Source organism: Shewanella sp. ALD9 (assembly GCF_002836315.1).
In the GTDB taxonomy this organism is placed as follows: Bacteria; Pseudomonadota; Gammaproteobacteria; order Enterobacterales; family Shewanellaceae; genus Shewanella.
Map to the genome: position 1 here is coordinate 72347 of NZ_PJCD01000006.1, position 23116 is coordinate 95462.

At 41.7% G+C, this 23116-nt stretch carries 19 protein-coding genes; 7 read left to right on the forward strand and 12 right to left on the reverse strand.

The window, feature by feature from the left end:
• Nucleotides 1–16 precede the first annotated feature (16 nt).
• From CXF88_RS14130 to CXF88_RS14150, 5 genes are all read right to left on the reverse strand, one after another.
• Nucleotides 17–214, reverse strand: coding sequence for a twin-arginine translocation pathway signal (locus CXF88_RS14130; RefSeq protein ID WP_011635548.1), 198 nt, complete (start codon nt 212–214; stop codon nt 17–19).
• A gap of 50 nt (nt 215–264) precedes the next feature.
• Nucleotides 265–930 (reverse strand): molecular chaperone TorD family protein, encoded by a 666-nt coding sequence (locus CXF88_RS14135; RefSeq protein ID WP_011635547.1) that lies wholly within the window; start codon nt 928–930, stop codon nt 265–267.
• A 10-nt stretch (nt 931–940) separates the two neighbouring features.
• Complete coding sequence (locus tag CXF88_RS14140) at nt 941–2620, reverse strand: 4Fe-4S binding protein (RefSeq protein ID WP_101087453.1); 1680 nt, start codon at nt 2618–2620, stop codon at nt 941–943.
• A 155-nt stretch (nt 2621–2775) separates the two neighbouring features.
• The gene (locus tag CXF88_RS14145) at nt 2776–3432 is read right to left on the reverse strand and encodes a DUF3306 domain-containing protein (protein WP_101087454.1); all 657 of its coding nucleotides are present in this window, start codon (nt 3430–3432) and stop codon (nt 2776–2778) included.
• Entirely contained in the window at nt 3429–3896 is a 468-nt protein-coding gene (locus CXF88_RS14150; RefSeq protein WP_059745292.1) for a DUF3305 domain-containing protein, read from the reverse strand. The genes CXF88_RS14145 and CXF88_RS14150 overlap by 4 nt, the downstream gene beginning before the upstream one ends.
• A 347-nt stretch (nt 3897–4243) precedes the next feature.
• Between CXF88_RS14150 and CXF88_RS14155 the strand changes: the two genes are divergently transcribed.
• Nucleotides 4244–5098: a formate dehydrogenase accessory sulfurtransferase FdhD gene (locus CXF88_RS14155; RefSeq protein ID WP_101087455.1), complete on the forward strand. Its 855-nt coding sequence runs from the start codon at nt 4244–4246 to the stop codon at nt 5096–5098.
• On the opposite strand, the gene rlmF is transcribed toward CXF88_RS14155, so the two are convergent.
• Nucleotides 5095–6177: a 23S rRNA (adenine(1618)-N(6))-methyltransferase RlmF gene (gene rlmF, locus CXF88_RS14160; RefSeq protein WP_101087456.1), complete on the reverse strand. Its 1083-nt coding sequence runs from the start codon at nt 6175–6177 to the stop codon at nt 5095–5097. The two genes, CXF88_RS14155 and rlmF, sit on opposite strands and share 4 nt — an antisense overlap.
• Entirely contained in the window at nt 6177–6578 is a 402-nt protein-coding gene (locus tag CXF88_RS14165; RefSeq protein ID WP_101087457.1) for a flagellar basal body-associated protein FliL, read from the reverse strand. Before CXF88_RS14165 ends, rlmF begins: the two co-directional genes overlap by 1 nt.
• Before the next feature lie 126 nt (nt 6579–6704).
• Between CXF88_RS14165 and CXF88_RS14170 the strand changes: the two genes are divergently transcribed.
• Complete coding sequence (locus CXF88_RS14170) at nt 6705–7319, forward strand: chorismate lyase (protein WP_101087458.1); 615 nt, start codon at nt 6705–6707, stop codon at nt 7317–7319.
• A 90-nt stretch (nt 7320–7409) separates the two neighbouring features.
• On the opposite strand, the gene CXF88_RS14175 is transcribed toward CXF88_RS14170, so the two are convergent.
• From CXF88_RS14175 to CXF88_RS14185, 3 genes are all read right to left on the reverse strand, one after another.
• Complete coding sequence (locus CXF88_RS14175) at nt 7410–10250, reverse strand: immune inhibitor A domain-containing protein (protein ID WP_101087459.1); 2841 nt, start codon at nt 10248–10250, stop codon at nt 7410–7412.
• Entirely contained in the window at nt 10250–10567 is a 318-nt protein-coding gene (locus tag CXF88_RS14180) for a hypothetical protein (RefSeq protein WP_101087460.1), read from the reverse strand. Before CXF88_RS14180 ends, CXF88_RS14175 begins: the two co-directional genes overlap by 1 nt.
• 207 nt (nt 10568–10774) lie before the next feature.
• The gene (locus tag CXF88_RS14185; protein WP_041412685.1) at nt 10775–11371 is read right to left on the reverse strand and encodes a YhgN family NAAT transporter; all 597 of its coding nucleotides are present in this window, start codon (nt 11369–11371) and stop codon (nt 10775–10777) included.
• A gap of 317 nt (nt 11372–11688) precedes the next feature.
• On the opposite strand from CXF88_RS14185, the gene CXF88_RS14190 reads away from it, so the two are divergent.
• The 3 genes from CXF88_RS14190 (at nt 11689) to hemN (ending at nt 15653) form a co-directional block, all read left to right on the forward strand.
• Nucleotides 11689–13275: a metal transporter gene (locus CXF88_RS14190; protein WP_242445170.1), complete on the forward strand. Its 1587-nt coding sequence runs from the start codon at nt 11689–11691 to the stop codon at nt 13273–13275.
• Between the two features lie 55 nt (nt 13276–13330).
• Nucleotides 13331–14080, forward strand: a complete 750-nt coding sequence (locus CXF88_RS14195) for an NRDE family protein (protein WP_059745304.1) — start codon at nt 13331–13333, stop codon at nt 14078–14080.
• Nucleotides 14081–14276: 196 nt separating this feature from the next.
• A complete protein-coding gene (gene hemN, locus CXF88_RS14200) occupies nt 14277–15653 on the forward strand; it encodes an oxygen-independent coproporphyrinogen III oxidase (protein WP_101087462.1) in 1377 nt (458 codons plus the stop codon).
• A gap of 73 nt (nt 15654–15726) precedes the next feature.
• On the opposite strand, the gene add is transcribed toward hemN, so the two are convergent.
• On the reverse strand, nt 15727–16725 hold the full coding sequence (gene add, locus CXF88_RS14205) for an adenosine deaminase (protein WP_101087463.1): 999 nt from the start codon (nt 16723–16725) through the stop codon (nt 15727–15729).
• A 216-nt stretch (nt 16726–16941) separates the two neighbouring features.
• Here add and CXF88_RS14210 point away from each other — a divergent pair, with 216 nt between their 5' ends.
• Both CXF88_RS14210 and CXF88_RS14215 read left to right on the forward strand, forming a co-directional pair.
• The gene (locus CXF88_RS14210) at nt 16942–18747 is read left to right on the forward strand and encodes a DUF885 domain-containing protein (RefSeq protein WP_101087464.1); all 1806 of its coding nucleotides are present in this window, start codon (nt 16942–16944) and stop codon (nt 18745–18747) included.
• A 65-nt stretch (nt 18748–18812) separates the two neighbouring features.
• Nucleotides 18813–19787 carry an alpha/beta fold hydrolase gene (locus tag CXF88_RS14215; protein WP_101087465.1) on the forward strand — a complete coding sequence of 325 codons (975 nt, stop codon included), beginning with the start codon at nt 18813–18815 and terminating at the stop codon, nt 19785–19787.
• Here CXF88_RS14215 and CXF88_RS14220 read toward each other — a convergent pair.
• A complete protein-coding gene (locus tag CXF88_RS14220) occupies nt 19753–22074 on the reverse strand; it encodes a GGDEF and EAL domain-containing protein (protein WP_242445171.1) in 2322 nt (773 codons plus the stop codon). The two genes, CXF88_RS14215 and CXF88_RS14220, sit on opposite strands and share 35 nt — an antisense overlap.
• Nucleotides 22075–23116: the final 1042 nt, after the last annotated feature.

Genomic DNA, 23116 nt, shown 5'->3' on the forward strand with positions numbered 1-23116 from the left:
CACACACTCTCCTTTGTTATTTGCTTAACGAAGCATAGTAATTGCGAATATGCTCAGTTTCGCGATAGTTATTGCCCGTAGGCTCTTCTGTAGACGGTTTAGTGACTTGAGCAAGTGCGGGTGCACTGACACTGGCCACAGCACCTGCCGCACTGCCGAGCGCTAATGCTTTGAGCATTTGGCGACGACCCATGTCGGAAGCTTGCTTTTTCATATGGTCTCCTTGTTAAAATAAAGATGGGGCTAAATAAGCCGTCATCCAGTTTAGTTAATTTGTACAACCTCTTCTTCAAGCGGATCTAAGTCAGCACTACCTGGACAATTCACCGGAATATCCAAACTCAGTTGTTCAAATTCATTGGCTTCAGCGGTAAAAAATGCTTTAGCTAATTGCGCGACGTTTAGGTAAAAATTAGCACTAGGTGTTTTAGCCAAATTATCGCAAAAACGTATAATCCAACTGCCAATATGGCGTTGATAAAACGCTAATTGACGGTAACCTGGTGCTTCTAAAATTAAGCAGCCCATGACTTCGCATAATGCAGCGACATGATCTTCTGGTTCTTTAACATTCTCTTCACGTTCAAAGCCTAGTAGCATCAAGTCACTCCGCAATGCCGCTAAGGGTTTATCCATTAAAGAGCCAGTCATAAACCAGCTGCCATAAGGCATAATCTCACCACTGCCTACGCCTAAGAAAATGGCAAAGTATTCATCTTCTAGGGTGTTGGTATCACTATTTTCTGCTGCCAGTTTTAACGCATTCCATGCTTGACTCATGGTATTGCCATCCTCGGCCTCTACCTCTAAACCAGCTAAAAACTGTAATAACTCAGTATTGGGTTGGCGACGAAATAACGCAGCCAGCAACTGATATATATCGGCTCTTAACTGATCATTTTCACTTACTTGTCTTCCTGTTTCTGTCATAGGAGATCTCTTATTGCAATTGCTTTTCTGGATCGTCAAGGATGTCTTCAAACATGTCTTTTACACGGCAATCGCCACACATTTTCAAACGTTCAATATTGGCGCTAAACGCACTATGTTCACCTACCATCTCAATTATTTTTTTCACCATAGATTGGGTGGCAAATTCACTACCACATCGAATACATTCAAACGGAGGCTCATGTTTTAATACTTGAACTTGTTGTCTTGTAGACTGATTGAAGTTGATTTGAGGTAGTAAACTAATGACGTTTTCGGGACAGGCCGCTTCACATAAACCGCATTGGACGCAATCTTGCTCAACAAATTTAAGAGCAGGAGCGTCGCCGCCATCCTTTAACGCTTGGGTTGGACACGTTGACACACACGACAAACATAATGTGCACTTGTCACTGTTAATGCTAACCATACCGTAGGGAATATTCGCCATGGTTAACACGTCATCAACACCTGCAGCTTGACCATTTAGGTGGTCAATCGCTTGGAACATAATATTGCGTTTTACATTGGTATTAGGTTCGATAGCGTTCAAGGTCATCGGCATTATCACTGGCCAAGCTAAACTAATGGCTAGCGCCTCATCTAACTGGGTTAGCTCTGACGGGGTAATTAAACGAATCCGTTGTGGCTGTCCCATTTGGTCGAGTATGCGATTGGCTAATGTAGACTCACCTTTAAGCATTTGCAGTAATGTTGGTGCCGTAACCGGAGTGTGTAGAATTAAAATTTCGCGTGCACCATTGGCTAATGCAGCCAACCAATGATCAATACTTGCTACAGTGATCTCTTCCATTGCAACAGGTAACACGTCACCGCTTAGCTGCTCGTTAATCCATTCTGCGCCAGCTTCATTGTCATGAAATAATATTACTGGGGCAGTTTGCGCTTCTTGACGATAACGACTAATTAACTTTTCGAGGTAAGTATGCAGTGAGGCTGGGGTTGGTAAATCATAGCTTAGCGCCCCAGTTGGGCATGCATTAGTACAGCTGCCTGCGCCATGACAAAGATAAGGGTCAATTTCAATTTTATGTGCAACGCTACTAATGGCATCAGCAGGGCAAAAGTTTAAACAACGATTACAACCGTTTAAACCGTGTTTATCATGAGCGCAAATATCGCTGTTAACTCGGACATAGCGCGGTTTATCAAACTCACCGATTAACTCTGGAATACTGGCAATCGCATCGGCAAGTAAATCGCTGTCTTGGCCGACATAAAAGTAACCAGGAGGAAGCATTTCAAGGTTAATGCATGGGCTGTGGCTTAAATCGAGCACAATATCAAAGTGCGCTTGGCGTATGGCCACCACACTTAGTTCGCTAATACCGCTTTCACCTTCAACTTTGACCTGAAACTGGCCTAAAAAACCTTTTACGCTGGCCAATTTATTGTAATAACTTTCAACATCAGTGGCTGCATTCATCACCGCTTCAAGGTGAGTTTCATCTTGGTTAGTGATCGCTTCATTGGCTAAAATGACTCGGCTTGCCATTGTGGACAATTTGTCCGCAGCTAAACGCGCGAGATCTTCAGGCCCAATAATAAGCACATGCCCCTGGGTGATATAGCTAACAGTGGGCGGAATTAAATTTTGCAAAATCTGCGTATTCGCCATCACCTGTTGTCGTGCTTGTTTCAGCTGTGGCTGGTTTTTTCTTATACTCATTGCGTTCCCAATTATCGGTTTTTATACCTCATTAACAGTGATAGCTCAGTTCACTGTTCACGCTTATTGCACGTAATAGATTGACATTAACTTGTTCTAAATCTGTAACTAACGACTTTTATTTATGTCATATTCATCTTGTGACGGTGTCGTTATTACGCTTTCGCCTCATCATTGGCGACAGCTTGCTTTAGCAGATCATCATCCTGGTAAAGCGGTTGTTCTGCTTGCGATAACGCCGCAATCGTTGTTGCATCATTATCGGCTAAATCGATTGAGTCCTCTTCGGCTATCGAGTCGGTTTGTTCGGCTAATTCGTTTGGTGCTAATTCAGCGGGGTCAGCTAAGTCAGTTGGCGCTAAGTCAGCATCTAATTCTGGCTCAGGCTTTTCTTTTTCAATGACATATCGAAACACTTTACTGGCCAACTCTGCAGATACATCCGCTGACAATAGCGGTTGATTGGTATAATCCAATGCATATTCAAGCAGCCCATCGATATGACCATATTGTGGCTGTTTCCATAATGCTCGTAGCGCAGCAGCTTTAGTCGTTGGGTCGACACTTTTGGCCATAAAGCGGGCAAAACTGCCACCTACTTCAATCGAGTTTGGGTCTGGTAATGCTTCTGGCTCTGCCACCTCATCCGCATCTATAGCGCTAACGTCTTCGATTGGTTCAGCTGTTAGTATGTTGAAGTCATCAGGCTTTTCTTGTGCCTGTTGCAACAACTCTTCTTGTTTAGCCTCTTCAGCAACCCGCTGACGCCTAATTTCCCAACGGTTAAGAAGACCTTCTGCTTTATCGCTCATTGCATATTTCCAGAGCGATTCGCGCTCGGCCCTTCATTTTTACGGCGGTTAACATGCTTGCGTCTATGAGCGCTGATTTCCACTTCGCCGTGACGAGTGATGAATGCCTCTATCCAACAGGCAATGGCGCTAGGCATGGGAATATTAAGCACTGGAGTATCTGATTCTAGGCAACCGGCACTCACGTGTTGATCGGCAGAGATCATCGCAGGCACCCATGTGCCATCAATCAATTCATCGCACACAATAAAGAGTGTTGCATTATCCATATCGAGATTGATGCGATAACTACCACGTTGATCTTTGTACAATTCCAGTGGCACCAAAACAGAATTGTCTGGTTGCTGCTCTGTTGCTGGAACCATTTGATCTAGCTCCCAGCGAACAGATGTCCAGCGCCCTACTTGGGTTTGAACCTTTTTCAATGAAACATACATTGGCCAAATCGTGTCGGTGTGTTGCATGGTAATGCTTACCTCTGACATGAATATGTGTATTGAAATACACTTGATTGATTTGTTTATAACTAAAATAGGAGCAAAAATGATGCCAACTAAAAAGTAAAATTAACTTTGAACTAGATCCCGAAATCCCTCCTAAGAATAGGACAATATGTCCACAGTGCAATTTTAGGTGGGACATTAATACGCGCCAAATTCATTGAATTTGTGAAGATTTGCGCCAGATCACGCTTAGACAAGTTGTTTTCAGTTTAAGGAATAATAATTGCTATGATCATCAGGTGTTGAAGCAGGCAAACTCTGCCTATTCTTTCAATCTATGAATGACCCACTAAGAGGCTATCTCGCTTATGACTCAATCTGTTTCAGCCACATCTTTGCAGCGCAATGCAATAAAGTTTGTTAAAACCAACACGCAGGTTCCGCTCACCATTGCAGTTAAAGCCATCAACGAACAAGGCCAGGTCGTCGATAAATTTGTCGCTTGCGAACGACCATTAACCGTATATTTAAATTGGCGTCCTATCGTAACCTTAATGACATTGGGGGCTAAACCAGAGTCACTCACTATTGGCTACTTAAAAAACCAGGGGTTTATTAGCGAGTTAAGTCTATTAGAGTCGGTTATCGTTGATTGGGAAGTCAGTTCAGCGGCGGTGATAACCCAAGAGATATCTGAAGATATTGAGCAGAAATTGTCTGAAAAAACAGTGACGTCCGGTTGTGGCCAAGGCACTGTTTACGGTGGATTTTTACAAGGCTTGGATGAGATTAATTTACCTACTCCATCACTCAAACAATCGACTATTTATGCCTTACTCGGCAATATCAATGCTTATAATGAAACCTACAAAAATGCCGGCGCTGTGCATGGTTGCGGAATATGCCAAGACGAACAAATTTTAGCATTTGTTGAAGATGTTGGCCGCCACAATGCCGTTGATACGTTGGCGGGAGATATGTGGTTAGATCAGCAAACGGGACACGATAAGATTTTCTACACTACAGGCAGATTAACATCAGAAATGGTCATCAAAGTCGCCAAAATGGGCATACCAGTATTGTTGTCACGCAGTGGCGTTACCCAAATGGGCCTAGATTTGGCCAAACAAATGGGCATTACCTTGATAGCTCGTGCTAAAGGGCGACATTTTTTGGTGTATCACGGCAGTGAAACGATTGAGTTTGATGCCACTAAAGATTAAGCACGTAATGTGGCCCATTGTTGGCGTATTGCTGGGGCTAAAAAGCTCCACGCTAAAATACGGGTCGCTTTATTACCTTGTGTCATCTCGATAGTTTTTACTTCCACAGCATTAAGCTGTTTAAGTAGTTGATAACAAGGTTTGAGATTGTCCGACTTTGACACGAGTGACGTAAACCATAGCACTTGGTTGGCATAATCATGGCTTTGCTTGATCATGTTGGCTAAGAATTTTTGCTCACCACCATCACACCATAACTCGGCTTTTTGACCGCCGAAATTAAGCGTCGGTTTAGCCTGACTAACCGCTAACTTACGCGATTGTTGACCATGTTTTTGTTGCTGGCTTTTGGCTAAATTTTTGACTTTCCGTAATGAACCTTCGGAAGCTTCAGCGAGTGAGCGATGAAACGGTGGATTACACATGGTGACATCAAACCGTTCATCTGCAGCGATGATATTCTTAAATATATGCTCAGGTTGCGGCTGTAATCTCAACTTTAAATGTGTGGTAATCTGGGCGTTTTGCTGAGCAATTTTAGCAACATTGTCGATAGACACAGGATCAATATCCGACGCCACAAATTGCCAACCGTAGGTTTGAATACCCAGCAATGGATAAATTCCATTGGCACCAGTGCCGATATCTAACCCTCGAATACTTGCCCCTTTGACTACTTTGCCTTTAACCGCTAATAAATCAGCAATGTAATGCAAATAGTCCACACGCCCAGGTACTGGAGGGCATAAATATCCTTCAGGAATATCCCAACCGTTAATATGATATTCGCTCAGCAATAATGCTGCATTGAGGCTTTTTACCGCTTTTGGGTCAGCAAAATCAATGGAAGGATTACCATAAGGATTTGGTCGAACAAAAGCGGCTAGTGCTGGCATAGCAACGATCAATGCAGCAAAGTCATAACCCTGTAGATGGGCATTACGCGGATGCAATGATTTTGATAACACTGGCTTGTTAGGCTTCACAGAAACAGGATTAACCTTGGTAGCGGATCGGCTTGGCGAGCGCTTAGCTGCATTATGCTTGGCTCGCATCGGAGGAGTCGTTGAACGGGTCATTAATCGTATAAATATTTAGTAAATAATAAGTTAACCACAATAGAGCGACCGACTTCTTGTTCCATAAGGCGGTTGACTGTCTCATAGCATTCACGGCGGATCTCTTCACGACCAGATAAGGATTTAACCTTTTCTTCTGACTGATTACCCAAAATTTCAACAATGGCCGAGCGTAATAAAGGATCATGATGTTCTAAGCTCATTAAATCGTTCGGATCTTTTACCATCAATTCGACACTGATTTTAACAAAGCCTAACTTTTTACGGTTAGAAATATAGTTAGTTACAATATCAGGCTCAAAACCGTAATAAGCATAATCTTCGAGGGCTGGTTCATCAGCTGCATGGACATTAAATGCGAAACAACACAGCATAACTAACGTTGAAACCAATTTTTTCATAGTGAGAGACACCCTTTCAATGTGGAACGTTAATTAAATAAGCCATCGTGCCCACTCCCTAAGAGTGTTTGCTCATCTTTGACATGATAGACTACTGCCGTTGAGATATATTGTAACGAGTTTTAGATGAACGTGACCAGTATTAGCTTTCCTTATGGTGAATCAATTCATTGGTTTTCGCCACAAAAGATCGATTCATTGCCTCATAGCCAACTTAAAGAGTGGCTATTAGCAACCGGAAGTTTGACCCAGCGCCTCAAGACACACTGCAAACACTTTGAAGTGAAAGTGTTAGGCGAGCATTTACTTGAGCCTCTAGCAGATGAATTTCCTGCTCAAACTAACCCTGTTTGGGTCCGCGAAGTATTATTGTGTCTTGACGGCACCCCTTGGGTATTTGCCCGCACACTGATCCCACAGACTATTTTAGGCACTCAATCCCCTAATAATCAAAATGCTGATGATAAACAGATTCGCAATCAACAGAATGATTTTACTCGCCTTGGCACCCGACCTTTAGGTGAGTTATTGTTTAATAGCCCAGACATTACTCCCGGCAATATTGAAGTCGCTCAGTTTGAAACCTGTGGCCGTTTAGCTGCACTAGCCACCAGCTTAAATCAACAGGTTAACAGTAGTTTATGGGGGCGTAGACGTTACTTTAACTTGCACGGTTCACAGCTTATTGTCAGCGAAATATTTCTGCCTGCGGCTGTCGATTATATCAATCAAAGCACTTAAGGTTAACGCTACTCAGCATCTTGTAAACCTAACTCAGTAATCAAAATAAAAAACGCCCTTATGGGCGTTTCTGTTGTTTGCTACGAGAGATTAAACTCGTTTGCGCTGATAGCCCAATAGACCGAGCATTAATACACTTAACCAACCCAAACTACCACCGCTACTATCTGTTGTGGTTGTGGTTGTGGTTGGGGTAGTCACTGCCACTATTGGCGACGATACTGTGATTGTTTGACTGGCTGTCGACTCGTTACCCTGAGAATCTGTGGTCTTTAAGGTAATAGTATAACTGCCAGCGGCTGTATAGGTATGACTTGGGTTTTGAGCGGTACTAGTATTGCTATCGCCAAAATTCCATTGATAAGTCAAGTTACCAAAACCTTGGCTGGAGGTGTTTGTCAGAGCCACAGTTAAGTTAGTCGGTAATAAAGTAAAAGCAGCTATTGGCAGAATAACCACTCGGACGACTTCAGTTGCTGTCACGGTATTACCCGCGCCATCGGTAACAATCACACTGACGTTATAATCACCCGATGTGGAATAAGTATAGCTAGGGGCAGTATCGGTACTGGTGGCATTATTCACGCCAAACGACCATGTATAAGTGTAATCAGTGCCGCCACTCACGACCACATTAAAACTAACATCTGCACCGGTTGCTTGTGCATTAATGTCGGCGACAAGTGTCACCGGTGGTAGCACGCTGCTGTCAGACAAAGCAAATTCAACGGTTGCAGTACTGCTGTCTGTTGCTTGCTCTGTGACTTGCATGGTTAGGCCTAACTCAGGCAATATCAGCCCAGCCTGTGGTTTTAGCGGCGCGCTGTAATCACGATTGTCGTCAAATAGCGGCTCGGCGGCTAAGTGGCTATCACCACTGTATGTACTTTGAGCAAATAAGCTAAATGCTGCATCGCGAATTTGCACATCAGTAGATTGACTGCCAATCAAATTTTGGTCTGCATCGACCACGCCAATTAACCCTTTCCCAGGATGTTCTGACACATTGTTATCGGTTTGATTAAAGTTTTCTAACCATAACAATACACCGGGTTCGTATTTGTCATAAACCAGCCCAGCGTCTACACCTTGGTGGCTGCGTAATTGCACAATGTAACGTCTCGCTTTACCAGCAAGACTGTCTTCAATTCGGCTAAAACCGGATAGCGTTGCAATGCCGCTTGATTCGGCGCCATCGATATAAAATGCCGTGCCTTGATTAGTTAATTGAATATCATCAATCGCCATACCATAATCACCAACGGCCTCATCGGTTTTATAGACCACACTGATTTGCACATCACGACCGGCATATGCACTCAAATCAAATATTAGATCAACCCAGGCATCGCTTCCATACGCGGTACCAATATCGCTCGATTTACCGCTAATAGAGTGTTTTACCGTAGGGTAAATTGAATTTGTACTATTTGTGTAGTTACCTTCTATAGCAACGCTATCAACCAACACCTGCACATAATCATAATCGTCTTCAATATCCCAATGGGCTTGAAATGATAATGCTAATGGCGTATCTAATGGTAAGGTCACATCAAAAGACATGGCATTATTGATCATATTACCCTGACCCGAATAATACTGATATTGACCCGTTAGTGGTGCTTTAAAAGCAACAGCCTCAGCGGGTAGTGCTATAGATAGCTGGTTTACGGCATCAGTATTGACGGCATGGTTAAGTTGCACAGCGGTACCGCTACTGGTTAAATCGGCCAGAGATATATGCTGCTCATTAACCCACTTACCCTTGTATTTTTGCTGTAAGAAAGATTTTGCATACGGGCTGAATCCACTTGGTTGAGCGCCAGCAATGCTACCCGTCCAGCTACCGCCAGACATCAACGACCAAGCACCTACAGGTGAACCATCACCACTATTAGTGGTGTCGTACTCATCTGGTAAGCCTAAGTCATGACCAAACTCGTGGGTGCATACTCCAGCCGCTGCATCGATTGGCTGCACGGTGTAACCGAATACCTTAAGGGAGCGACCAGGAATAATATAACCATTGGTATTTGAATCGACATAAAAACGATGCGACCAAATGGCATCCTCACCCAATACTCCACCACCAGCTTCTTCACCGATGCTTGAATGAAACAGCATCACGTGATCGATAATACCGTCTGCTTCATCATAATTACCGTCGCCATCGATATCGAAAGGGTCTTCAATATCATAGCTTTCAAGTTCAGTATCACTCATACCGCTTACTGCTTTGGTGACGGCTTCTTTTACTAGCTCGGGTACCGCATTATCATTGTCATCGGAGTCATTGCCACCATAATAAGCGGCATTATTGTCTGCGGTAACCCAGTCTTGTACTTGACCGGTAAAATAAAAACTATTGCCGGACACCGCCTGAAAATACTGATGTGCCGATTGCAGCGTTTGATTACTTGGGCCTGTAAAACCGGTTTTTGAAAATAGCAGTTGCTGATAATGTGATGCAGGATAACTGCTGTAATACATGTCAGTATCACCCACCTCAAGCTGGTTAGCATCGTGAGGTAAATCAGGAAAGTCCACCAGCACAGCTAACACCTTTACCGTTTTAGTAATATCTTGATCGGCTAAAACTTTGTTATTTGCTGCGGCATATTGAACACTTTTAGTGTTTTTTTGCGCTGAGCGTTTAATGCGTAATTGTTCCGCTTTCACTTCAATGGCAGCAGGTTTAAAAGTAGCATTTCGACCACGGCTTACAAAAGCATCTACAGCAGCTTGTTTTTCAGCTTCGCTGGCATCAACACTCACTTCGCCACGTTTAATTAACCAATACAATACTTGTTGTTCATTAATTAGCCCTGCATCTGCAGGTGTACCTGTTTGTGGAGCAGCAACAGCCATGCTGCTACATGCAAGCAATAAAGATGAAACGGCTAACCCTTGATATTTAGTCAACTTACTCATTACGACTTACCTGTATTTGGTGTTGGTTTATGGCATTTTTCAAATGCTTTTTGGCGTTTAGTTATATAATCAGCAACAATTTTATCTATTTGTGCTTGATCCATGTCCGCGGTGATGAGTCCTTTCTTGCGCAAATTTTCAGTTAATTTGGTGCGATCACGTAAAGGTGGCATCGCACTTGGACCACAATCTTTAATTAATGGTTTGGTTACCACTACAGTGGTTGCTTGTTCGTCTACCTTTGATGCTGCTGACTGATTTTGACACCCTTGCAAGGTCATAAAAACAAGCCCCAACATTACGATAATATATTTCATAATTCACCCCAAACAATAATTACATGACATTAACAGTTGCAACCACGGGGTTACAATTAAATTAGACATTCTTTAATGTAAATAAATCTATTCGATTAAAAATTAATACAAATGGCTATTAACCCAGCGCCTAAAAGCAGCAAGCCGACTCTGTTGAGTCGGCTTGCTGCAGTTACTTGGCACCATGTTTATCTATAACAATTTAGCTTAATTTACCGTGGAGTTGATATAATTTGATATTCCATCCAGTAACATTTGTACTGATATCATCACCAATACCATCCCCATGAGTCGCTCTACCGCGATTAAGCCTTTCTCACCAAGGATACGAGTAAACAACTTATAGAACATTAAAATAACGGCACTCATCCCCCATGCTGAGACCAACGCAATAGTCCAATCGGTCATGCGGCTGCTATCTGTGTGCGCCAATAGTATCAAGGCCGCTAGAATAGATGGACCAGCCATTAGCGGGATAGCCATCGGAACAATAAAAGGCTCTTCACCAGCGGCTAATCCAGCCACGCCCCCCGGCGAAGGAAAGATCATTTTAATCGCGATTAAGAACAAGATAATGCCGCCCGCAATGCTAACGGATTCAGAACGTAAGTTCAGAAAGTTAAGAATAGCTTCACCAGCATACAAAAACGACAACATGATAACCAACGCAAACAGCAGTTCGCGGATTAAGACTTTACGGCGTTTTTTGGGATCAATATGCCGCAATATGGAAGCGAATATAGGTAAATTACCCAGCGGATCCATAATCAGGAACAACATGACGGCTGCAGAAAAAATATCCATGGACAACAATCTTTTAATTAACAAAATATGGGCTACATTGTATACCCAACGCAGTAACATAAGCGATGAAAACAGCCAGTTTATTGATGATTACAAGGCGTTAGTTGTTAATAATAGTGAATAATGCCTCATCAGAAATAGCCACATACACTTACCAAAGTGATGACCTGAAAAAGGTTTTTGGCTTTAACGTCAATGACTAGATCTGCATTCTCTATAGGTTCTAAGTAAATTTTTCAGCTTGAGATATTCACACGCTACAATACTGGTTTAAAATGGTATACTGCGTTGTTTTTTTCGATTTATTTCTGGATAACATGCTCTATCTAATCGCTAGCTGTATTGCACTGCTGTTTGGGCCACTTTTTTATCGCTTCTTTTCATCAGGTAGCGGATTACAAAAAGGCCTAGATGGATTTATATTCGTCTCCCTTGGCGGATTGGTGCTCATTCATATTTTGCCAGAACTGTTGGAGCATGGTGGGTTTATCACGCTATTGTTTGTCATGCTTGGCGTTTGGGGCCCGACAGCCAGTGAAAAACTGTTTCATCGATATTCAGAAATCACCCACAACATCACCCTCACACTCGGCATTGGCGGACTATTACTACACACCATTACAGACGGTGGAGCGATGGTATTGGCACAACAAGAGGGTAATTCGACACTTCTAGCCTTAGGCGTGATCATGCACCGCCTACCTGTTGGCGTCGCTATTTGGTGGTTACTCAAACCTCAAGTCGGCACTCGATGGGCTAGCGCCGTTTTAGCTGCAATGATGGTATTAACCAGCGTCGGCTACTTTGCTGGCGAACATTTGTTAACTCAATTAAGTCTTGAAAACACGGTTTACTTGCAAGCCTTTGTTACCGGTTCTATTTTACACGTGGTATTACATCAACCTCATGGTCATCAACAAGAAGACAAGCAAGGTCAATATCAATACCAAGCAGGCATTGGCAGCCTATTAGGTTTAGGGTTATTAGCCCTACTGCTACTGATGGATACTGGTGGCCATGAACACGCTCATAAAGACCATGGTTCAGAGCAATTCGTTAGTTGGTTGCTGACTATTTCTCCTATTTTATTAGGCAGTTATTTTATCGCCACCGCTAGGTTTGCTGCTGGATTACGCCCATCTCATCCTTCCCTAGGGTTACGTTGGTTGCAGCGTCTAGCGGGTCCTGAAGCATTGTTAATTACCTTATTACTATTGGGCCCTTGGTTTGCGCTTTACCAAATATTGGGGCTATTAGCTATTGGGGCACTAATGACGCTGACAAAAGTTGATATAACAGATCCGCACCCAACACTTTCTGAGTCACCTTGGCGCTTTGGCTTTAGCCAATTAGTCGACCGAAGTGCCCCCTGGATTATCCTTAGCTTAGTATTAGCAAACCTAATAGGTCATCCCTCTGTTCCGCTTGAGAACCCCGCATTACAGGTATTTATTTTGCTATTAGTCTTTTTACCGATGCGTTTTTGTAATTTAGGCACGGTAATTTTGGCGCTTGCCTTGGCTTACAGTGGTTGGAGCCAAATTGCAGTGGCATTTACTTTACTCGCTGCGCCGGTACTCAGCATCGGCCAGTTGAAGTTAATGAATTGGAAACAAGGACTCATGTTAGGCGGGATTTTACTGGTAGGATTAATGGTGGCAGATCAACTCACTCTGAGCTCATCATTAACATTACAGTTACCTGAGGCGGCCAATATACTTGGTCTAGTGGCAATCGTTTTATTGTTTGGCGCCAGCTTATTGCGACTTGGACCTCGAAAATTTTTAAGCCGTTTGATGATCAACCTAAAATCAGCACCACATAGCCATGACCACGGCCATCATTCAGACACCAAAGCTGCACATCATCACGAGTCAGCTTCGACACATAAGCATCATCATTAATCATAATCGATTTATTAGGTTATGATGGCGGTGTCGATACTTTTAAGGGGCAGTCATGTGTATTTTATTTATTGCCGTTGAGGCGCATCCAGATTACCCCTTAATTGTCTGTGCTAACCGCGATGAATTTCATCACAGAGCAACCGAACCCGCCTATCGTTGGGCAACAACACCAATCATTATCGCTGGGCAAGATAAACAAGCCGGCGGTACTTGGTTAGGAATTAATGAACAGGGTCAATTTGCTGGGCTAACCAATATTCGAGCAATCGAACAGCAAGATGGCGTTCGCAGTCGTGGAGAGTTAGTCGTTGACGCGCTAACCAAACAACACATCAATAGCCAATGGTTAACTGAACACTCGATAAACTACAATCCGTTTAATTTAGTCTTCGAACAGCACAATCAACTCCATTGCTTTAACAGTAAAACCTTAACGACCACTTTGCTTAAGCCTGGTTTTCATGCTGTGAGTAACGGTGCGCTGGATGATATATGGCCTAAAATGGCTAAAGGTCAGCAACAGCTGCAAAGCTATATCAAACAAATGCAATCACCTTGCATAGACCAATTACTCAATATCATGCGCGATACTTCTCAACCCAAAGATCAAGATTTACCTCAAACAGGCATTAGTCTTGAGTGGGAACGGCGTCTATCATCTATTTTTATCGAACATGAGGAATACGGCACTCGTTCAACGAGCATTGTGTTGAAACACCGCAGCGGTAAAGTACAACTTACTGAAGTGAGATACGATGGTAAGGCGCGCAATTTAGGCTCTCAACGTTTTAACCTTGGCTAGAAACCAGCCTTACTTAAATAATCGCCAAACACAAACTGTGACCTGCTGCACAGTCTGGTCATTATTTCATATCAGCTATCGCTAAACCTCACTAATCACCATAGGCAACATTCATTTTTACAACCTAGATCAAGGTTATTTGATCACGAACATTGCATACTTCGCCTGTTGCTAATTTACTCCCGGAGGACACGCCTTGAAGCAGCCCACTCAGATTAGTTGGGATCAGTCGATGATCGAAAAGTACAATTACAGCGGTCCCCGTTATACTTCTTACCCGACCGCACTAGAGTTTGACGATGCCTTTACTGAGCAAAATCTACTGACATCTATTAAAAACAGTAAGTCAGACAAACTGTCGCTATATGTGCATATTCCTTTTTGCGCCAAGCTTTGCTACTACTGTGGTTGTAATAAAATTATTACTCGCCATGCTCATAAAGCAGATCAATACATTGAATATCTGGCCACTGAAATTATTAAACGCGCCCCATTATTCAAAAATTATACCGTAACCCAAATGCATTGGGGTGGCGGAACACCGACATTTTTAAGCCCTGAACAAATTCTTAAACTGACCGCACTAATTAAACAACACTTTAATTTTGCTGACGTGGGTGAATACTCAATTGAAGTTGACCCGCGAGAGATAGAACTCAGCATGTTAGACACTTTAAAAGAAGCTGGGTTTAACCGGGTGTCTATTGGTGTTCAAGACTTTAATAAAGAAGTACAAATTGCCGTTAACCGTGAGCAAGATGAACAATTTATTTTCGACTTAATTGCCAGAGCTAAAGAACTCGGTTTCGTGTCCACTAACGTTGATTTAATTTACGGTTTACCGCTGCAAACGCCAGAAACCTTTGCAAAAACCATTGCACGCATTATTGAGCTATCGCCTGATCGTCTATCTGTCTTTAACTATGCACATTTACCATCGCGTTTTGCTGCACAACGTAAAATTAAAGAACATGATATGCCTGCTCCACAACAGAAATTAGATATGCTTCGCCAAACGATAGAATCGTTAACAGATGCGGGTTATCAATTTATTGGTATGGACCATTTTGCCAAACCCAATGATGAGTTGGCAAAGTTACAAAATGCCGGCAAATTACATCGTAATTTCCAAGGGTACACCACCCAAGAAGAATGTGACTTGCTTGGGTTAGGGGTATCATCTATCAGCCAAATTGGCGACTGCTATGCCCAAAATCAAAAAGATATTCGTCCATACTACGAATCTATTGATGCTAATGGTCATGCATTATGGAAAGGCTGTAGCTTAAATCACGATGATGAAATTCGTCGCGCGGTCATTAAACAGATTATCTGTCATTTTGATTTAGACATGGATAAAATTGAACAAAAGTTTGCTATTAACTTTGATGAATATTTTGCTGAAGATCTAAAACTGTTGCGAACATTCATTAATGATAAATTGGTTGATATCACAGACCGCAAACTTACCGTTAGCACGACCGGTCGTCTACTTATTCGAAATATCTGTATGTGCTTTGATGTATATTATCGTCAAAAAGCTCGTCAGCAACAGTTTTCAAGGGTTATTTAACTCACTATTTATGCAAAGTAGAATACAAAAATAGCCAGTATTTGCTGGCTATTTTTTTACTCACATTCGCCATTTACTTCGCTTTTTTAGCGTATAACGCTTTGCGGTCACTGTCAGACATAAAGGCCATTTCAACCCCATTACGTTGCAATGTCGCCAGTTGACTATCACTGAAACCCATTTCAGATTTAACCACACGATATTCATGAGCGATATCAATAGCACTCACTCCTGGGTCATCGGTATTAAGACCAATTAATACACCAGCATCCATAAATTTACGCAGTGGATGAACATCGTAATCTTGAACGGTAGACGTATGTAAGTTGCTAGTTGGACATGATTCAATACCAATACGATGCTTGGCCAAATACTCCATCAACTTCGGATCATGAATCGCATTCACGCCATGCCCAATTCGGGTTGCACCCAGTACGTTAATGGCTTGCCACATACTTTCAGCACCCGCGGCTTCACCAGCATGGGCGGTAACTTGTAGCCCTGCATCTCGAACACGCTTAAAGTGCTCAGTAAACAAATCGCCTGGGAAACCAAGTTCATCGCCGGCTAAGTCCATCGCCACAATGCTGTCACGATGAGCAAGTATGCCTTCAAGTTCTAAGCGGCATTTCTCTTGTCCAAAAGAACGCGACATAATACCAATGAGGTTAACGCTAATATCCTGCTCTTTTACACCAGCACGTACACCATCGATAACGGCTTCAACGACACCTTCAATGGGCAGATTATGATTCATCGCCATGTAATAAGGGCTAAAGCGCAATTCAGCGTAATCTAACCCTTGCGATGCTGCATCAATAACATTTTCATAAGCAACACGCTTTACAGCATCTAGATCAGCTAATACCGCGACCATCCAATCTAGTTTCTTCAAAAAATCGACTAGGTTGTTCTCTTTCCCTTGGATTTGCACAAATGGCGCAAGCTCTTCTAGCGAATTAGCGGGTAACTGAATACCGTGTTGGTGGCCTAATTCCCAAATAGTTTTTACATTAACATTACCGTCTAAATGTCGATGCAAATCAACCAACGGAATGGTTTTATCTATCATAATTAACCCCTATAAACTTACCCTGCCATTAGTTTAATTTTGTCGGTCAGAGAATCGTATTCAGTTTAACATGTATTTATACAAATTCTGATGGCCAATGTTTTTTTCTGGAATCTACCACACTAAAAAGCAAACGCTAATTTGGAATGTGTTTTTTATACTTAAATCGGGCATACTCTAATGCTAACAAACAGATTAAACCATAAAGGACTATAGATGCGCTTGCTGATCCTACCTGCACTGATAATGTTAAGTTTATTGGGTTGTAGTAGCCATTCAACCACGACTCAGGTTGATACCCCAATCACTGGCCAACAAACGCAGATAGATAGAGATTTACAAGCGATTATAGACCAGAGTTGGGCGGTTAATTTAGCTTACTCACCGGAGTTAGCCGCCAGTTTAGGAGATGCATCAGTAGCTGCAAAGCTTGACGATTTATCTGCAGAAACATTAGCAGAAAAGAACCAACAGACGCTCAAAATTCTCCATACACTTAAGCAGCTTGACCGGAAAAACTTATCCAAATCAGATGTCATCAATGCTAAGATTTTACAAGACCAGCTACAAAACGAAGTCGACATGTATCGGTTTCATGACCACTATTTACCGATAACAGCTGAAAGTGGTTTTCATGCTTATATTGCGTCTATTGCTAAAGCTCGCTTCAATAGTATTGAAGATTATCAGCACTATTTAGCTAAACTTAAGCAATTACCACGCTATTTCGCCCAACAAACATATTGGCTCAAACAAGGCTTAGCCAGCGGTATTACCCCAGCAAAAATCACCCTGAATGGGTTCGAAGACAGTATTAGCGCGTTTATTGTTCCGGTTGAGAGCAGCGGCTACTTTACTCCGTTTACCCACTATCCTGACCATTTTAGCGCAGCAGAAAAAAATATGCTGACCCAGCAAGGTAGAACAATCGTAGAACAAATCGTGCTTCCTCTGTACCAACAGTTTTATGATTTCATGACTCAAGAATATATTCCCAACGCACGAATAGACATCGCGGCCTCGGCTTTACCAGATGGCGCTACGTTTTATCAAAACAGAGTTGAGTATTACACCACGCTGCCAATGACAGCTGAACAAGTCCATCAACTTGGATTACAAGAAGTTGCTCGTATAAGATCAGAAATGGAGCAGGTAATTAAAGATGTTGGCTTTAAAGGCAGTTTTGCTGATTTTTTAATGTTTTTACGCACGGATCCACAGTTTTATCCTAAAACCGCTGATGAGTTACTTAAAGAAGCAGCATTTATTGCCAAAAAAGCAGATGCCATGTTGCCTAAGTATTTCGGCAAATTACCGCGCACACCTTATGGTATTGCACCGGTACCTGCTGAAATTGCGCCTAAATACACCACAGGGCGCTACTCGGGTTCAAACCGTGACGACGAGCCTGGCTATTATTGGGTAAATACCTACGCCTTAGACAAGCGACCACTCTATGAGCTTGAAGCTCTAACCCTACACGAAGCAGTACCAGGGCACCATTTACAAATATCACTCAATAAAGAACTCACTAACTTACCTAATTTTAGACGTTACAGTTACATCTCTGCATTTGGTGAGGGTTGGGGCTTATATTCAGAATATTTAGGCGTAGAAGCTGGGTTTTATCAAGACCCATACAGTAACTTTGGCCGGCTAACCTATGAGATGTGGCGTGCGGCGCGTTTAGTCGTCGACACCGGCATGCATGCTAAAGGTTGGAGCCGCCAACAAGCGATAGATTTTATGGCCGGTAATACTGCACTTTCAATGCACAACGTTACCACTGAAATAGATCGCTATATTTCCTGGCCTGGCCAAGCGTTGTCATACAAAATTGGTGAATTAACCATAAAACGGTTACGGGCTAAGGCTGAAAAGGCATTAGGAAAAAACTTTGATATCCGAAAGTTTCATGATGCCATTTTAGAAAATGGTTCTATCCCAATGTCGGTATTAGAACAAATGGTTGATGAGTTTATTGCTAGCCAAAAGGCGATAATAAAACAAGAAAGTACCTGATAATCAGACAGATAAATACATCGAACACACAATACTTTAGATATAAATGAGCTGGCTTAATAACTATGCATTACATGAAATTTTCATCAGAACTAAAGCTCGATACCAGTGAGCAACGACACTTTTGGCAACAAGTACACCAATCGAGTTTCTGTACTGATGACGGTATAAATATTGCCTATGCGATGATCCAACATCCAAACAATCAGCGCGCAATCGTGATAAGCAATGGCAGAGTTGAATCCTATATAAAATATCAAGAATTGATGTTTGATTTATACCAACAAGGATTTAGCGTTTACGCTTTAGATCATCGAGGACAAGGGTTATCAGACCGGCTGACACACAATCCACATCAAGGTTATGTTGCTAGCTTTACTGATTATACCGAAGACTTAACTCAATTTATTAATCAGATAGTACGCCAACAACAGCATGATGAGCTATTTATCATCGCTCACTCAATGGGATGCACCATTGCCAGCGATTACATTAATCAACACCCAAATACGTTTACGGCAGCAATCTTCTCCGCTCCAATGTTTGGTATTCGATTACCGTTTACAAAACCCATCATTCGGTGGCTAGCACAAAAGCTTGATAATAATCGTCTGGAAGCAAATAAAGTACACAGTACATTTGTAATAGGGGGAACTCATTACAAACCAGACAGCTTTAAACGCAACCGACTCACTCATAGCCAACAACGCTATAAGCACTATCGCAACATCTTTGAAGAAACCACTAAAGCACAGTTAGGCTCACCGACTAACCATTGGTTACTAGAGGCAATGGATGCAGCGGAGAAATGCATCGACTACGCTAAGCACAGCCAAACTCCGATACTAATTTTGCAAGCTGAAAGAGACACTATTGTCTGCAATGAGGCGCAAAACTTATCACTAAGTACTCATTGCCATAAAGTCATTATTGAAGGCGCATATCACGAAGTGTTCATCGAAAAAGATAACATGCGTAATATCGCCCTATCTCATACCATTGACTTTATTGCACAACACTCAAAGATAACTGTGTCTTAATTAATTGAATAATGTCGTCATGTGCTAATGGGCGGCTGATAATATAGCCTTGAAACCAAGTACATTTTGCATGGGTCAGTAAATTGAGTTGCTGCTTATTTTCGACTTGTTTAGCCACTACAGGGAAGTTTAACTTAGTGGCAAACTCAACAATGGCATTCACTATGTTAAAGGTTTCAGGGTTATATTCGATGTCCTCAATATAAACAGCTGCTAACTTCACTTGTGAAAAACGAATACCTTGTAATAAATGGACCGCGCAAGAACCTCCACCAAAATTATCCATCGCAATGTTGACACCAAATCGTTGTAACTCAGCTATTTTGTTTCTGGCAACATTAGCGTTCACCACGAATACATCTTCAGATAATTCGAACTGAAACAATGTAGGAGAGACATGTGCTGCATTGATTCGGTTCATCACTACGTTTACAAAATGATCTTGATGAAAGTGACGTGAAGATACATTTAATGACATTAAAGGAACTGTCGCATTTGCCTGTTGCAGTGTTTGAATAAGTTCACAGACTTGATCTAATGCCCACAGCTCTAATTCAAAGATACAATCAGACAGTTCAGCTGACGCAATAAACTTACGCGGGCTAATATATCCGTACTGTGGGTGATACCAACGCATTAGTACTTCAATGCTATTGAGCTGCCCGGCCTGATCAACAACGGGTTGATAAACCAATGACATCTGCTTGTTCTGGATAGCCAGTTTCAACTCGTTTTGTAATTTGAATGGTTGCACTTGATTCTGGTCTAATTCCGGTTGATAAATAGCGCAACCATTAGAGCGACTATCTTTTGCTTGCTCCAGAGCGCTATCTGCACGGGCCAATAATATTTGAGGTTCTAATGACTCAATACCATCAAAAACAACTAATCCGATCCGAGCTGAAATTGATAAGTTTTGATCTGAAATGGTGTAACCGCGGCCAATTAACTGCCTCACTTCACTTGCCAATGCTAATGCACGTTTACTTGCTTGATCAATTTCATTACCAAAATTTTTGGCTAGAATAACGAACTCGTCCGCGCCAAGTCGAGCAACCAAACCAGCACTAGAAAATGTGCCAGATAAGCGTGCTGCTATCTGCATTAATAATCTATCACCAAGTTGATGACCCAAAGCATCATTAATTAATTTAAAATTATCTAAATTAATCATAAGCAGTGCAGAAAACTGACCAGTCTTGCGGCTAAGAACCTGTAAATCATAGAGCTGATCGGCTAATACATCACGATTAATTAAATCCGTAAGACCACTATGACCCTGTTTATCGGTTGTAATATGTTGGCTTTTTACATCACCAGAAACATCTGTTATTGTGCCGATAATTCGTAATGGCCGTCCTAATTCATCCCACTCAACTATTTTGCCACGATCTAGAATCCAAATATATCGGCCATCTTTATGACGTAAACGATGCACACTTTCATAATATTCATGTTGATTACTGATGTAATTCTGTAAGGTATTTAATACCTGCGCCTTATCATCACGATGTAAACGCGACTCCCAAACAGAATAATCATTATCGAGCTCATAAGGTTGATAACCTAGGATATCTTTCCAACGATCAGAAACAAACACATCGCCAGTAGCAATACACCAATCCCAAATACCATTACGAGCACCCTCAACCACAAAAAGCCAACGTTGCTCTGCATCATTGAGGCGTTTTTTACTGCGAGATAACCGGCCATTAACCTGATTCAAATAATCGCGTAAGTTAACTAGTTCGGTCGATGTGCACACGATATCAGTATTGAAATCAGGAGAGTCGAGGTTTTTAGCGGCTTGGCTTAATTGAGTTAACGGTCTAATCAGTAAATAATGCAACATGACACAGAATAAAGACAACAATAGAGCACCAATCCCCCATATCTCTATAAAGCGCTTTAACAGACTATCAACCGCTTCTGATAAAATATTGGCAATGTCATATTCTAGATAAATAAGCTCTACAGAATTTGAATAACTATAACGAGAATTAGCATTAAGAGGATAGTAAGCCTGAATCGATAAACGGTCCAAATTCACCTTTAAATAAGGTTTATTATTGGTGATAACAATTCTATGTAAATCAACAGAATAACCTTCTAGCACGTTAGTGGCATTACTTTCTCGCCAAATAATATGATTAGCGAATTGAATTTCACTACTCGAATCAAGTATCACATACACCATCATGTTTTGATCTGTTGAAACTAAAGCAACCTCCTGCTCTATTCGTTCTAAATCATGCGTCAACAGCGATGATTCAACGACATGCCGCATTCGAAATAAATCTTTCTGTATTTGCTCTGACTGTCTTAATGCAAGCTGATCATTTAGCTCTGCATGCTCATAGAAATACTCCCCACATACCAAGCCAAGGTAAAGGATAAAGATACATGCAGGAACAAGTAGAGACAGAGAAAGTTTTGGCAACCGAGGCAAAATAGACCCACCCAATTAAATATATGAAGATATGCTAGCGGTAATCTTATCAATAAGTAAAGAAATAGTTATGAATCCTAATAGCATATACGACATAAAAACTTTTTATTTATTAAACACTTTAAATAGATCTACACACTTTAACTTGTTTAACGGATAAGTGTTATTTTATTTACACAGATGAAGTATGGCACACAGCTCAAACCACTAGCATATTATCAATAAGGTTAAAGTGGTAGGAATATACAGCAGACGAAATCAACTTATGTTAACAATAGATTATATCAATTTTCAGATACCGAAATTTGGTTTCAAGATTAATAATTGCTCGCAAAAAAACAATAAAGCCTTATACCTACTACATATCATGTAAAAAATGATGATATCTTCCACAATATTTTACATTGTCACCATGAATTAGCAGTAATGACTCTGGTGAAAAAAATTTGCATCTTGTTTACTGAAGTAAATATTGTTATAGACCTGCATGTCAGTAAATGGCAGAAGTAAAAATACCTGATTATCACGCCAGGTCACGACTCTTTCAAGTCAATTAGGCGCCTGGAAATGACCTACTCTTGATTATCCCCGAAGGGGACGCATGGGTATATCGTTTGCATTATGATGGATGCTATCAATCACCATACCCTCAAATTTTGAACACAAAAAACCCGCTACATCATAGCGGGCTGTTTCGCGACTCTCTCAAATCAATTAAGCGCCTGGAAATGACCTACTCTTTTATCCCCGAAGGGGACGCATGGGCATATTCGACAAACTGCTGTCATGTTTTGGCCAATAACAAACTCTACACTATAAATTGCAGACGTAAAAAAGCCCGCTATTATATAGCGGGCTGTTTCGCGACTCTCTCAAGTCA

Coding starts and splice junctions, on each gene's coding strand:
- CXF88_RS14140 (WP_101087453.1), bottom strand. CDS start 2,620: ATGAGTATAAGAAAAAACCAGCCACAGCTGAAACAAGCACGACAACAG.
- CXF88_RS14175 (WP_101087459.1), bottom strand. CDS start 10,250: ATGAGTAAGTTGACTAAATATCAAGGGTTAGCCGTTTCATCTTTATTG.
- CXF88_RS14145 (WP_101087454.1), bottom strand. CDS start 3,432: ATGAGCGATAAAGCAGAAGGTCTTCTTAACCGTTGGGAAATTAGGCGT.
- CXF88_RS14185 (WP_041412685.1), bottom strand. CDS start 11,371: ATGGATATTTTTTCTGCAGCCGTCATGTTGTTCCTGATTATGGATCCG.
- rlmF (WP_101087456.1), bottom strand. CDS start 6,177: ATGACCCGTTCAACGACTCCTCCGATGCGAGCCAAGCATAATGCAGCT.
- CXF88_RS14195 (WP_059745304.1), top strand. CDS start 13,331: ATGTGTATTTTATTTATTGCCGTTGAGGCGCATCCAGATTACCCCTTA.
- CXF88_RS14210 (WP_101087464.1), top strand. CDS start 16,942: ATGCGCTTGCTGATCCTACCTGCACTGATAATGTTAAGTTTATTGGGT.
- CXF88_RS14165 (WP_101087457.1), bottom strand. CDS start 6,578: ATGAAAAAATTGGTTTCAACGTTAGTTATGCTGTGTTGTTTCGCATTT.
- CXF88_RS14155 (WP_101087455.1), top strand. CDS start 4,244: ATGACTCAATCTGTTTCAGCCACATCTTTGCAGCGCAATGCAATAAAG.
- CXF88_RS14220 (WP_242445171.1), bottom strand. CDS start 22,074: ATGCGGCATGTCGTTGAATCATCGCTGTTGACGCATGATTTAGAACGA.
- add (WP_101087463.1), bottom strand. CDS start 16,725: ATGATAGATAAAACCATTCCGTTGGTTGATTTGCATCGACATTTAGAC.
- CXF88_RS14180 (WP_101087460.1), bottom strand. CDS start 10,567: ATGAAATATATTATCGTAATGTTGGGGCTTGTTTTTATGACCTTGCAA.
- CXF88_RS14190 (WP_242445170.1), top strand. CDS start 11,689: ATGCTCTATCTAATCGCTAGCTGTATTGCACTGCTGTTTGGGCCACTT.
- CXF88_RS14130 (WP_011635548.1), bottom strand. CDS start 214: ATGAAAAAGCAAGCTTCCGACATGGGTCGTCGCCAAATGCTCAAAGCA.
- CXF88_RS14170 (WP_101087458.1), top strand. CDS start 6,705: ATGAACGTGACCAGTATTAGCTTTCCTTATGGTGAATCAATTCATTGG.
- CXF88_RS14135 (WP_011635547.1), bottom strand. CDS start 930: ATGACAGAAACAGGAAGACAAGTAAGTGAAAATGATCAGTTAAGAGCC.
- CXF88_RS14215 (WP_101087465.1), top strand. CDS start 18,813: ATGCATTACATGAAATTTTCATCAGAACTAAAGCTCGATACCAGTGAG.
- CXF88_RS14150 (WP_059745292.1), bottom strand. CDS start 3,896: ATGCAACACACCGACACGATTTGGCCAATGTATGTTTCATTGAAAAAG.